This is a genomic window from Catenulispora sp. MAP12-49 (assembly GCF_041262705.1).
In the GTDB taxonomy this organism is placed as follows: Bacteria; Actinomycetota; Actinomycetes; order Streptomycetales; family Catenulisporaceae; genus Catenulispora.
In genome coordinates, this window is the sequence record NZ_JBGCCP010000047.1 from 1 (window position 1) to 12306 (window position 12306).

General features: G+C 65.8%; 10 protein-coding genes and 2 pseudogenes. 7 read left to right on the forward strand and 5 right to left on the reverse strand.

Annotation, left to right across the window (positions count from 1 at the left end; translation table 11 throughout):
• Nucleotides 1-90: 90 nt before the first annotated feature.
• The 3 genes and pseudogenes from ABIA35_RS44245 to ABIA35_RS44255 form a co-directional block, all read right to left on the reverse strand.
• Nucleotides 91-438, reverse strand: a pseudogene (locus ABIA35_RS44245) (integrase); the annotation flags it as partial.
• Nucleotides 439-770: 332 nt separating this feature from the next.
• Nucleotides 771-2192 carry a hypothetical protein gene (locus ABIA35_RS44250; protein WP_370346826.1) on the reverse strand — a complete coding sequence of 474 codons (1422 nt, stop codon included), beginning with the start codon at nt 2190-2192 and terminating at the stop codon, nt 771-773.
• 482 nt (nt 2193-2674) lie between these two features.
• A pseudogene (locus ABIA35_RS44255) lies at nt 2675-2869 on the reverse strand (transposase); the annotation flags it as partial.
• A gap of 274 nt (nt 2870-3143) precedes the next feature.
• On the opposite strand from ABIA35_RS44255, the gene istA reads away from it, so the two are divergent.
• The 4 genes from istA to ABIA35_RS44275 all read left to right on the forward strand — a co-directional run bounded on the left by istA (nt 3144) and on the right by ABIA35_RS44275 (nt 6249).
• On the forward strand, nt 3144-4406 hold the full coding sequence (istA, locus tag ABIA35_RS44260; RefSeq protein WP_370346824.1) for an IS21 family transposase: 1263 nt from the start codon (nt 3144-3146) through the stop codon (nt 4404-4406).
• Nucleotides 4403-5218 carry an IS21-like element helper ATPase IstB gene (gene istB / locus ABIA35_RS44265; protein ID WP_370346822.1) on the forward strand — a complete coding sequence of 272 codons (816 nt, stop codon included), beginning with the start codon at nt 4403-4405 and terminating at the stop codon, nt 5216-5218. The genes istA and istB overlap by 4 nt, the downstream gene beginning before the upstream one ends.
• A gap of 34 nt (nt 5219-5252) precedes the next feature.
• On the forward strand, nt 5253-5429 hold the full coding sequence (locus tag ABIA35_RS44270; RefSeq protein ID WP_370346820.1) for a hypothetical protein: 177 nt from the start codon (nt 5253-5255) through the stop codon (nt 5427-5429).
• A gap of 448 nt (nt 5430-5877) precedes the next feature.
• Nucleotides 5878-6249, forward strand: coding sequence for a hypothetical protein (locus ABIA35_RS44275; RefSeq protein ID WP_370346818.1), 372 nt, complete (start codon nt 5878-5880; stop codon nt 6247-6249).
• A 37-nt stretch (nt 6250-6286) separates the two neighbouring features.
• On the opposite strand, the gene ABIA35_RS44280 is transcribed toward ABIA35_RS44275, so the two are convergent.
• On the reverse strand, nt 6287-7342 hold the full coding sequence (locus ABIA35_RS44280; RefSeq protein WP_370361988.1) for an integrase core domain-containing protein: 1056 nt from the start codon (nt 7340-7342) through the stop codon (nt 6287-6289).
• A 1103-nt stretch (nt 7343-8445) separates the two neighbouring features.
• Here ABIA35_RS44280 and ABIA35_RS44285 point away from each other — a divergent pair.
• The 3 genes from ABIA35_RS44285 (at nt 8446) to ABIA35_RS44295 (ending at nt 10556) form a co-directional block, all read left to right on the forward strand.
• Nucleotides 8446-9216 (forward strand): enoyl-CoA hydratase/isomerase family protein, encoded by a 771-nt coding sequence (locus ABIA35_RS44285; RefSeq protein ID WP_370346814.1) that lies wholly within the window; start codon nt 8446-8448, stop codon nt 9214-9216.
• An 84-nt stretch (nt 9217-9300) separates the two neighbouring features.
• On the forward strand, nt 9301-9651 hold the full coding sequence (locus tag ABIA35_RS44290) for a TraR/DksA family transcriptional regulator (RefSeq protein ID WP_370346812.1): 351 nt from the start codon (nt 9301-9303) through the stop codon (nt 9649-9651).
• 200 nt (nt 9652-9851) lie between these two features.
• Entirely contained in the window at nt 9852-10556 is a 705-nt protein-coding gene (locus ABIA35_RS44295; protein ID WP_370361989.1) for an integrase catalytic region, read from the forward strand.
• Here ABIA35_RS44295 and ABIA35_RS44300 read toward each other — a convergent pair.
• Complete coding sequence (locus ABIA35_RS44300) at nt 10524-11846, reverse strand: tyrosine-type recombinase/integrase (protein ID WP_370346808.1); 1323 nt, start codon at nt 11844-11846, stop codon at nt 10524-10526. The genes ABIA35_RS44295 and ABIA35_RS44300 overlap by 33 nt on opposite strands.
• Nucleotides 11847-12306: the final 460 nt, after the last annotated feature.

Genomic DNA, 12306 nt, shown 5'->3' on the forward strand with positions numbered 1-12306 from the left:
AACTTCGAACACTTCCCTACGAACGTCCTGCGATGGCTCCCAACGCGCTAGAGCCCAGCTCAAGGTCAGTTACACCACACCAGCGGACGTGACCCGGATCGAGGCCACGGTCCGTGGGCGCCCGGAACGCTTGGGCCTGCTGCGAGCGGCATGGCGCCGGTTGAGCAGATCGCGGTGCCAGCGCAGGAGGGTGTCAGGGCTCATGACCAGCTGCAGTCGCCGCAGCGTCGTGCGCGGCAGCATGCCAAGCAACGCCGCCAGCAACGCCTGATCCGCAGGTTCGAGCCGGACCCGTTGACCGCCCAACTGCCGCTGCAAGATCCTGATCTGATGGCGCAGGGCCAAGATCTCGGCGTCCTTCTCTCGATCGCTCATCGGGAGTAGCCGCAACGCAGCGAACGTGTTCGCCACCGCCAGATACGCGATCCGGACCAACACGACCAACCATCATTGCCGCCCCGGGCAGGCGCCGCACCCAAAGCCGGCTGATCACTCGCCGACTCGAAGAGACGCGCCAAACCTATCCCGACCAGCATGGACGACATTCTCGGCACCGACAGATTGTTGAGAGAGTTTCTGAGGATCCTGACCTCGGCTCGCCAACCGCCGGAGTTGTCACCTTCCCGGAGCCGTCTGCACTGATATCCAAAGCGACCTGCACGCTGCTCAGTTCCGGCATCGAGCGCCAGAGGCGGCGCCGCAGGCAAGTCGGAGTCGACGAAGCTTCATGTACGTAGTAGCTCCAGTTCCCCATGCATGGCGGGGTTTGATCATCCGTTCCGAAGCATTTTACGAAGAGCATTGATGCCGGTGAACGCAGGACCGCCCTCTGACGAGAACGCATCTACCGACCCTCCCAGCATTTCCAGCGTGAGCATTGGGCAGCCGTCTTCATGCTCGTTGTAGTCGCATGATGTACGTAGGGACTGCATGCTGGGCCCTGCGAGTAGGAGATCGACCGGGTACAGACTGAACGGGGGGCCGGCGTGGTTGACCAGGGTGGTGCCCGGGATCCCGTTCACGACCCAATCCACGGCGACGGTCCAGGTGATCTCGTTCGCCGTCGTGGCGGCCTGCACCCAAAACTCCTCGGGGTCGTTAGGGCTGACGGTCAAGGGGAAGTCGTGTTCCCCCCGCATCCTCATCTGCGGGTTCTCGCAGTCGAGGTCGACATCGAAGCGTCGGACGTTGAGTACGCCGGCAATGCCCTTGATCAGGCACGCTCGCCGCGGCGGTTGGCGGGAGAGCACAACGGCCCGTACGCCGTGCAGGATGACGGCGCGTGGTGCTCTGGCCTCCACGGTGACAACGAAAATCGACCCGCTCGGGGCCATGGGCTGCGGAGGGTTCCCTTCCGCCACGATGACGGGCCTGCCCCCAGCCGGATCCGGCAGGACTTTGGTGGTGGTGATGATCGGATCCTGGACGCGCGGGTCGAAGTCGATATCGGGGTCGGCTACGACCGTGGGGGCGCTCGGTGTCTGACCACCGTTGCCGGTGGTCGCCACCTTCTCGCCGAGGAAGACAATCCGCACGCCGTAGATCTCCTCCAGCACTCCGCGCAGCGACGAGATCAAGTCGAGCACATCCTCATCGACCCAGCGCACCCCGAGCAGGGCTTTTACGTGCGTCCTGAGCAGTCGCACATGCTGGTACGCAACAGACAGATCCGCCGCGGGCAGGATCTTGGGTCTGGCCACGCATCGAGGCGTCTGACGACTGCCCTGGGCCCGCGCTAGTTGACCCAGCAGTTCATCGGCGCGGGCTGGCCGGCTCGCGACCAGGTTGCCCAACTTTCCAAGGATGTCCTTCGCTTCGTATGCCAGGTAAGCCGCGGCATTCAGCAGGGTGCCGTCGTCCAGGCCCCTCAACGAGGACCGGCCAGACGCGTACGCGCGCCCTGCGGCCTGGTTGTCGCGGATCTGTTTCGCCTCGGCCAGCAGATCGAGCCACCCCTGGACATCTCGGGGTGCCCCGCGTAGATCCGTGTCGGCTCCGGCAAGTTGCAGGCACAGCTGCACTACTTCTAGGAAAGGCCGGGTGTCGTTGGGCAGATGTGCGCCCTTCTTCCAGTCGTAGAGCGTGTTGCGCGATACCGCCCCCTTCAGCGCTCGCACCACGCTGTCGGGACTGGACCCGGCAGCCTCCAACAACGTGGTGAACGCCGCCCCGAAGTCCTCCGGCCCTCGCATGCTGTGCCTCACTCTCCTCCGCTCGCGGTACTCCGTGTGTCCGAACCCTTCGGACATAGTTGCAGCGGTCAATGTCCTGATCTGCCTGTGAGTGCGGCTGGCCGTCCGACGTTGTCCTACCCAAGTACCGGACCGGCGCCTGCCGCTTGCATCCTGCCACCATGATGCGAACCCGCACCGGCCCTGGCGCCGGCCGGCTGTACGGCCCAGCTATCGCAGCCGGCCACGCTGGCATGTGGCTGATCTGGCCCCGTACGGCAACACTGATGACCGTCGTGGACATCGGTCTGGTAGCTGCCGGCCTGACGGTCATCGGAACGGCGCTTTTCGCTCCGGACCACATCAGTGACCGAGCCTTCCGTTTGCTGCCCTGGTCCACGGGCGCAGCAGCGCCCGACACCCGGGCTGTTGAGTAACATGACCGTGTCGGTGCCGAATATTTGGCTCTGGCAAGATTTTCGTGATGTCCCCAGTGGCTGCCGTCACAGCAGCAGGACGCGCTTTCGGAGGAGCGGGAGCCCGGCTCGTCCATACATCTGCCGTTTGACCAGCTTGATTTTGGTGACTGTGCCTTCGACGATGCCGGAGCTCCACGGTGAGGTGACCGCGCCGAGCACCGCGTCCCAGTCCTTGTCCAGGCCGATGGCAAAGGTCCTGAGTGCCGGTAGGGTGTCCGATTGGGCCGCGGTCGCCCGGTTCGAAACGGCGGATCGGGCGTTGCTGGCGGCGCTGCTAGGCACGCTGCCGCGCACGACGCTGTGTCGGCTGCAGCTGGTCATGAGCCCGAACGCGGTCTTGCGCTGGAACCGCAATCTGCTCAACCGGCGCCATGCCGCTCGTAGCAGACCGAAGCGTCCCGGGCGTCCGCGGACTGTGGCCTCGGTCTGTCGCTGATTCGTGAAAACTGACCCCCTAGCGATCTCTGAAAGTTGACCCCCTGACGCTAGGGAGGTGTTGAAAGTGGAGGACTGGGCCGAGATACGCCGTCTGCATCGAGCTGAGGGTGTGCCCATCAAGGAGATAGCCCGGCGGCTTGGTGTCGCTCGGAACACGGTGCGGGCCGCGTTGAACTCGGATCGGCCGCCGAAGTACCAGCGGGCTGCACGCGGATCGGTGGTCGATCCGTTCGAGCCGCAGATCCGGGCGCTGTTGACGGAGTGGCCGCGGATGCCTGGGCCGGTGGTCGCCGAGCGGATCGGCTGGCCGTACTCGATGGCGCCGTTGTGCAGGCGGCTGGCGCAGGTCCGGCCGGAGTACGTTGGGATCGACCCGGTGGACCGGTTCGTCTACGAGCCGGGGCAGATCACGCAGTGCGACCTGTGGTTTCCCGAGACGCAGGTGCCGGTCGGGTCCGGGCAGCAGCGGGTGCTGCCGGTGCTGGTGATGACGCTCGGGTTCTCCCGGTTCATGACCGCCACGATGATCCCCTCCCGGCAGGCCGGGGACATCCTGGCCGGGATGTGGTTGAACATCGCCGGGGTCGGGCGGGTGACCAAGACGCTGGTGTGGGACCGGGAGTCGGCGATCGGCGGGACCGGGCGCGTGTCGGTGCCGGCGGCGGCGTTCGCCGGGACCTTGGCCACGAAGATCACCTTGGCACCGCCGCGTGATGCGGAGTTCAAGGGCATGGTCGAGCGGAACAACGGCTTCCTGGAGACCAGCTTCCTGCCCGGGCGGTCCTTCGCCTCCCCGGCGGACTTCAACGACCAGCTCAAGCAGTGGCTTGTGAAGGCGAACGGGCGCACCGTGCGTGCGATCGCCGGACGCCCCGTGGACCTGCTTCAGACCGAGCTGCCGCTGATGGTGGCTCTGCCGCCGCTGGACCCGGTCGTCGGCCTGACCCATCGGATCCGGCTGGGCCGGGACTACTACGTGCGCATCGACACGGTCGACTACTCCATCGACCCGCGCGTCATTGGACGCTTCGTCGACGTCACCGCTTCGGCGAGCACCGTCACCGCGCTTTGCGACGGGCAGTTGGTCGCCCGGCACGCCCGGTCCTGGGCCAAGGCCGGGGTGGTCACCGACCCCGGGCACGTCGAGATCGCCAAGGCCATGCGCGCGGCCCTGGCCGAGGATCGCAGGCGCCGGGAAGCCGCGACCCGACATCACACCGACGGCCACGCGGTGCAGTTGCGGGCGCTGCCAGACTACGACGCCCTGTTCGGCGTCGACTTCACCAACCCCATCACGACGAAAGCGAGCAGCGAATGACCACGGCCACCAAGGCCACCGGCACCTCGGCGACGAAGGACGGTATGCCGTCAATGATCGCCTACCTAACCAGGGTGTTGAAGACCCCGACGATCGGCGTGTTCTGGGAGGAGCTGGCTGAGCAGGCCCGCGACCAGAACTGGTCCCACGAGGAGTACCTGGCGGCGCTGTTGCAGCGCCAGGTCGCCGACCGGGAGTCCAAGGGCACCGTGATGCGGATCCGCACCGCACACTTCCCCCAGGTCAAGGCCCTCGAGGACTTCAACCTCGACCACCTGCCGTCACTGCGCCGCGACGTGCTGGCGCACCTGGCGACCGCGACGTTCGTCGCCAAGGCGGACAACGTCGTTCTGCTGGGTCCGCCGGGGATCGGCAAGACGCACCTGGCCATCGGGCTCGGAGTGAAGGTCGCGCACGCCGGCTACTCAGTGCTATTCGACACCGCCAGCAACTGGATCACCCGGCTCGCCGAGGCCCACCAGGCCGGGCGGCTGGAGGCCGAGCTGAAAAAGATCCGCCGCTACCGGTTGATCATAATTGACGAAGTCGGCTACATCCCGTTCGATCAGGATGCTGCGAACCTGTTCTTCCAGCTCATAGCGTCAAGATACGAGCAGGGCTCGGTGATGGTCACCTCCAACCTGCCCTTCGGGCGCTGGGGAGAGACCTTCTCCGACGACGTCGTCGCAGCCGCGATGATCGACCGCCTGGTCCACCACGCCGAGGTCCTGACCCTCACCGGCGACTCCTACCGCACCCGAGCTCGGCGCGAACTATTGAGCAAGGACCGCGCCGGCCGCGACGGTGCCTGACGCCACCAGCGCGTGGACACGGCTGGCCACAACCATGGCCTCTGCCAGCGAAGACCTGTCCCGCCTCGCTGACGAGCTCGCCGCGCCCACCGGCCCCGAGCACGAAGACCAGATCGCCGAGCAGACCGTGTTCCTGGCCGCGCGCATCGCCACCGCCGCCTCGAACGCACTACACGCACGCTACCCGTGCCATCCGGCATCCAGCGGCTGAGGAATCAAGAACTGTCGAACAGACCCAGGGGTCAATTTTCCCGGAGCGCCTGGGGGTCAATTTTCGCGCAGCGTTGACACGGTCCGGCGCCTGGTACTGCGGATGGCGCGCGAGAACGGCACCTGGGGCTGTCGGCGTATCCACGGCGAGCTGGCTTTGTCAGGCGTCAGGGTCGCCGCGTCCACTGAACCGCACCGGGATTGTGCCGTGCTCCTCCGTTTGCTGCCAGGTCAGGGGCGGGACGTCGCAGTCAAAGGTGTCGCCGTGGCCTGGGCTCGGGGCGCTTCGATCCCGATCCCGCTCGACATCGGCTGTCAAACGAAGGAGCATGGCATAGTCCCGGTGCGGTTCATGGCTATCATGACGTTCTCCCCGCGTCACGCGGATCACGACGCGTTCGCACGGTATCCTCCGATACTGACGGTGGTGTTCGCTATCGTTCGCGATCGTGGATGCTGAGGAACTCGACCGCAGAGCCAGGACGTACGACGGCTGGCTGCGTCCAGAGGTCGTGACGTCCCTGGTAGATGCCGGCTATGTCGATGAGCTGCGCCGACAAGCCGAGGCTGGCGATTGGTACTGCGCGCGCATGATGGCGCGGATACCTGCTGAGCAGGAGCGCCCCGATGAGGCTCTCGGGTTCCTCGACGGGTTCGTACATGCAGGCTGGTGGACAGCTGTTGACGAGGCGCCGGCGATTCTTGACAAGTCCGGCCGCAGCGACGAGGCGACCACCCTCGTCCGGCCGTTCGCCGAGGCCTGTACCGCGCCAAAACCAGTGAATATGTGCCCTGATCAGCTTGTACCGTGCCAAAACTAACGTATACATGCTCTGGCCAGCTGGTTCGGCGAGTTGGTCAGGCGGCTCGGTGGTACTCGTGGATGGTGGTGGCGGGGACTTGTCGGCGGCGGATCTGTCCTTCGGTTGGGATGGCCTCAGCTGGATCGGCGTCGGGAGGGGTCTGCTCCCGGGCTTGGTGTGGCCGGTGCTCGTTGAAGTGGTCTTCGTAGGCGGCGAGGACTTTGCGGGCGTGGGCCTGGCTGAACAGCAGGACGTTGTCGGTGCAGTCGTACCGTGCTCCGCGGATCCACCGCTCGGCCCAGCAATTCGACCTGGGCTGGCGTGCGGGGGTTCGCACGACCTCGATGTTCTCCGAGGCGAACACCGCGTCGAGTTGGTCGATGAAGTTGGCGCCGCGGTCGCGGATGAGGAATCGGAAGTCGTTTGTTCGGTCTTCCAGCGTGGCCATCAGTTGCCGGGCCTGCTGAGTGACCCATTGGCCGGTCGGATACGCGGTCACGCCCAGGACATGCACGTGGCGGGTCTTCACCTCCATCACGAACAGGACGTAGAGCCGCTTGAGCGTCACCGTGTCGATGTGGAACAGATCGGTGGCCAAGATTCCGTGAGCCTGGGCCTTGAGGAACGTCCGCCAGGTGGTGTCGGCACGTCTTGGCGCGGGCGGGATCCTGCGTTGCTTCAGGACTCTGCGGATCGTGCCTTCCCCGACGCGGTGGCCCAGGCGGCGAAGTTCGCCTTGGATCCTTCGGTGGCCCCATCCAGGATTGTCGCGCGCCAATGTGACGATCAGGTCGCGGATCTCTTCGGACAGCGGCGGCCGACCGGGTGAGCGGGGCTGGGGCCATTTGCGTTTCACCAGGCGCCGGTGCCAGGCCAGCAGTGTTGCCGGCGTCACGATCCGATGCGCGCGCAACTCGCGCGGCAGAAGCCGAGCCAGAGCTGCCAGTACCGCCCGGTCAGCCCAGGACGGTTTCGGCTTCCCGGTCTGACGACGCAGAATCTCGACCTCGTGCCGCAGAGCCAGTATCTCGGCATGGTTCGCGGCATCGTTGCGAGCGAGCAGCGCGAGCCAGGCGAAGACCTTGAGGACGAGCTGGTAGACGAGTTTCACAGCCACAGTCATTGAGCCTGCGGGACAGCTCCACCAATCACACAAACGAGCAGGTCAATAGCTACGCGTCCGTTCTGGCGCGGTACAGGATCACGGAAATGGAACGCCTGCCGACTGGTGGCGCGGGGTCCGGCGTGTACAAGCCGATCAGCGGGCAGGAGAGCGCGCCCAACGCGTTCGAGGCCGCCGGCAGCGTGATCGTCTCAGCCGACCACCGCTTCCTGTTCGCCACCAACGGCGCGCGGTGGTCGATGCAGGGAGGCGGGCGATCATGTTCACACAGATGTAGTTGGTCCAGGCCGACGAGGCGCGGATCAGCGCACTGTGAAGCGGGCCGAATTCGCCGCGGCACGGCCACCACCGTGACCCACCCCGACCGCCGCCGCAGCATTGGTGACTGGCTTCCACGACGCCCGTTCCTGCACTGTGCCGCAGTTGATGCGCTTCAACCGAGTAGCCGCCCAGCGATCTGGGCGGGTGGTCACCTCTCCCGCGTCCGCCCCCTACCCAGCAGCCAGCCGTCTATGCCGATCGCGCACAGTACTGTCACGCCCTTGTCGTGATCGCCGCAGTGGGAATTTTGTGCAATATGAATATCGTCGCTGATGCCGCAGTCGATGGTGGAACGGATTGCATGCCCAACGCGAGTCGTCAGCGCGCGCTTATTGCTGCAAGCCACGATAATTGCCCAAGGGGCAAGTGCCGGAGCCTCAGTAAGGTCGGCCGCACGGGGCACGCGGACCGCAGGCAATATCGGAGAACGGACGTCACGGTGGTGCCACCGAGGATTGTCGTAGAGGGCGCAGCCTTTGCGGGCATGGCGCGCGTAGGCCGTCTCGACATACCGATCATGCCCACCTCCTGCCGGTCCCATTCGTCGCTGCTGCCACAGGTCGCGGTGGGCGCACTGCCTCCGAGGGCTGACGGGCGACCGATACGTCCACAACGTCCTCACGTTCGGCAGCGCCGCCCGCGCGGTCTTCCGCCATTCGGTGGTCTTATGGCTGCTATCGGGAAAACCATCGCTCGGCGCTTGAATCGTGATCTCTCCGACGCTTTCATGGAGTTGGACAATCCAGAGATGAAATGGGGATAGGAACGAAATGGGCAATCCGAGCTACTTCGAAGCCTACAAGAACCTTGCGATGACCCGGGATGAGAACGGTGTGCTGACCGTCCGCTTCCACACCGATGGCGGCCCGATCGTGTTCACCGGTCAGACCCATGAGGACCTTACGCATGCCCTCGAGGCGATCTCGCTCGACTCGGACAACCGCGCGATGGTGCTGACCGGCACGGGTGATGCGTTCATGGACCAGATCGACGGGCCCAGCCTCGGCGAGATCTTCAAGCCCGCAGTGTGGGAGAAGATCCGTGTTGAGGGGCTGAAGGTGCTTCAGCGGCTTGTCGAGCTCCCCATGCCAGTCGTCGGGGTGGCAAACGGCCCGGCCACCATCCACTCCGAATACCTGCTGCTCTCCGACATCCACATCGCCTCCGACCGCGCCGTCTACGGCGACTTCCCCCACCCGGCGTTCGGCATCACAGGCGGCGACGGGGTGCAGGTGGTGTGGGAGGAGACCGCAGGCACCGCGCGTGCCAAGTGGCTGCTGTGGACCGGCGAGAACATCGACGCGCGTACCGCCCTGGAGTGGGGCGTGGTCAACGAGGTCGTTCCGCATGAGCAGGCCTACACCCGCGGCCTCGAGATCGCCACCAAGCTTGCGGCCAAGCCCGACGTCTACCGCCGCCTGCAAAAGCAGACCCTCAACCAGCGCATGCGGCGCCGCATCATCGAGGGTGTCCCCTACGGAATGGCACTCGAGGGCCTGACCGCCGCCGACCTCGCCTACCAGAGCCAGGCGTCCAGCTGAAGCCAGACATCGTACTGCCTAACGCCAGAGGCCTGCCGCCTCCGGGACCGGCGTAGAACAACAGACCACGAAAGGCGTCACCAGATGAATCCGGAAGCGGCGCGATCCCTGCTCAACGCAGAGCACGACCAGTTACGAGAGCAACTCGCCGCGGTCGGCCGGGCCGAAGTAGAAGATCGGCAGGCCGAAGACGAGATCGGTGACGAGGCCGATTCCGCGCAATCACTGGAGGCGCAGGGCATCGACGACGCCTTGGCTGCATCCCTGCGGGACCGGCTCTCAGTGGTCGAGCGTGCACTTCGGCGCATCGACGACGGGACCTACGGTCGCTCCGTCCGCAGTGGCACGCCGATTCCGGACGCCCGCCTGGAGGCGGATCCGGCTGCTGAACTCACCGTCGCGGAGGCAGCCGAGGATCAGGGGCCGACCCGGTAGCGCCGTCGTCTGGAAACGGGTCAGAGCCGGCCGGATCGGAGCCCATCTTGAAAGCCGGTCTGCGCCGAGTTCGACCATCAGTTCGCGCACATAACCTACGTGGACCTTGAGGGGCGGATGGCGAGCGCGCTGCCTGTCCTGCGCCAATACTCGGCCATAGGCTGTGACCTGGGCCGGGGCACCTGCAAGGATTTCGCTTCGTGGCTGTTCGTCTGCTGTATCGGATCTTCGTGGCCGTGCTCGGTTGGCTGGTGTTGTTGGCCCGGTCCTCGGCAGCCAAGGACGCGGAGTTACTTGTTCTCCGGCAGGAGGTCGCGGTGCCGCGCCGGACCAACCCGACGCCGCGGATCGACTGGCACGACCGGGCACTGCTGTCCGCGCTGGCCAGGGTCCTGCCGAAGGCGCTGCGGTTGCACCGGTTGGTGACCCCCGGCACGTTACTGCGGTGGCATCGTCGGCTGATCGCGAACAAGTGGCGCGAGCCCAAGCCTCCCGGTCGTCCACCGATCCCGGACGATATGGTGGCGTTGATTGTCCGGCTCGCGACTGAGAACCCGAGCTGGGGCACGGTGCGGATCCAAGACGGGCCGCGCCGACTCGGCCATCGTGTCGGGGCCTCCACGATCCGCCGGATCCTTCGCTCGCGGAGGATCCCGCCGCCGGACCGGCGTGACAACACGTGGCGGACGTTCCTGCGCGCCCAAGCCGAGACGATCCTGGCGGTCGACTTTCTGCACGTCGACACCGTGATGTTGAAACGGCTGTATGCGGCGGTCGTCATTGAGGTCGGCAGCCGCCGGGCCTATCTGCTGGGTACAATCACACAAACGGGCAGGTCAACGGCCATGCGTCCATTCTGGCGCGGTACAGGCTCAGATCATCGCCTCCTTCCCCGCCGCCGCTGAAATGATGTTGCGCCGGTCCGGTGCCTTAGCCGGCGTCGACAGCATCGACGTCAGTGGTCGACGGGTCGAGCTGCGCCGCCTGCGCCCGCCCTTCCCGGTCGGGTCCGGCGGGCCAACCTTGCGCCGCGTTACGTGATTCGATCCCGGAGCGTATTGCCCAGCCTCGGCCACGAGCCGCGCGGTCTTTTCCGCAGCTTGCATCGCCAGCGCCGGCAGCACGCTGACATAGGTGTCTGCGGTCAGCACGATGGAGGAGTGCCCGAGTTGGTCGGAGACCACCTTCAGGTCTACGCCGGCCTGTAGCGCCAGTGAGGCTGCGCCGTGCCGCAGGTCATGCAGCCGGATCGGCGGCAGGCCATGTTTGGCCACCAGTTTTACGAAGCGCCGGTACAGGTATTCCGGTGCCAGCGGCTGGCCATCGATACGGGTGAACACGAACCCGGACGGAACGGTGCCGCAGGCGTGGCATTCTTCTTCCTGTCTGTGGCGATGCACCTTCAACGCCTTGACCGTGGTCCGATCCAACGCCACTGCCCGCACACTTCTCGCGGATTTCGGTGGGCCCTGCAGGATCTCGCGGTCGCGGCGCTGCACCTGGTGGGTGATGAAACACAGCCCACGCTGCAAGTCCAGATCGCACCAGCGCAGACCTGCGGCTTCGCCCCCCCGCAGTCCGCGTAGCGCGATCAGATGGAACGCCGCATACAGCCGGTCCTCCCCGATCGCGGTCAAGAAGTCTGCGGTCTGTGTGGCTGTCCACACCGCCACTGGCGGACGTTCGCCGGTCGCCTTCCAGTGCGCGATCAGATCGTCCGTCCACACCACTGCCCGGGGCCGGCGCCAGCGAGGTGGCTCGGCTTCCCGCGCCGGGTTCCACAAGATCAGCCCGCGCCGTAGTGCCGCATTCAACCCGGCCCGAAGCGTGGCATGGATGTGGAGGATCGTGCCGGCGGACAGAACGCCGCCACCGCGCCGAGTTCGCCGTCGTGCAAGCGTGGCATAGAAGTCGACCAGCTGCTTGATCGTGAGCTCGGTCAGCGGTATCTGGCCGAGAACCGGGTTGATGTAAACGTTGATGTGCTCGATGTACGACACCCGTGTGGAGGTTGCTAAACGAGCGCGTCCGGCAATCCACAGCCGCAGCCATTCCCCAACGGTCACACCGGCCTCCGGATCGGCACCATCGCGAGTCCGCCGCAGCGCCTCCTCGGCAGCCGCCGGGGAGGCATAGCCGCCGCGACGAACCAGAACTGACCGACCCGGAAAGCCCTCCACCGGCGGAACGCTCACCGCGAAATACCACGAGCCGTGCCCATCCTCGCCACGTCGCAGACAATCCCGACCGTGGCGATGACGGCACCCACACCGCCAATAGACCGAGCCTGCACCCAAAGCGCCCATCCCGACCGCCTCCTTCGACGAACGGCCGGTCAACCAGTGGCACGACGCGGCAGCCGGCCGCTATATCCAGTTTCCAACAGTTCGGGGCCACCGCAGACCGTAGCGAGCACGACAGAATCCCTGGCCAGACGGACGGTGGTTGCTGGAGGCGAAAACCCGTCTGATCGCGGATCAACCAGCGTGGCCACGGTCGGTGTCGGGCCAATGCATATCTGGTCAAGCTTCGGCGTTGGGCCCTGAGCATCGATCGGAGAGCGACCGGGCTTGAACTCGGTAACGGGCTTCGGTCTGCTTTCACCGGCAGCCCTGGGTCTTTGCGAACGATCAGCCGGGAGTGAATGCGCGAAGG

What these genes read in the sequence shown, in the direction of transcription:
- ABIA35_RS44285 (WP_370346814.1), top strand. Translation starts at nt 8,446, where the DNA reads ATGGGCAATCCGAGCTACTTCGAAGCCTACAAGAACCTTGCGATGACC.
- ABIA35_RS44290 (WP_370346812.1), top strand. Translation starts at nt 9,301, where the DNA reads ATGAATCCGGAAGCGGCGCGATCCCTGCTCAACGCAGAGCACGACCAG.
- ABIA35_RS44250 (WP_370346826.1), bottom strand. Translation starts at nt 2,192, where the DNA reads ATGCGAGGGCCGGAGGACTTCGGGGCGGCGTTCACCACGTTGTTGGAG.
- ABIA35_RS44270 (WP_370346820.1), top strand. Translation starts at nt 5,253, where the DNA reads ATGGCCTCTGCCAGCGAAGACCTGTCCCGCCTCGCTGACGAGCTCGCC.
- istB (WP_370346822.1), top strand. Translation starts at nt 4,403, where the DNA reads ATGACCACGGCCACCAAGGCCACCGGCACCTCGGCGACGAAGGACGGT.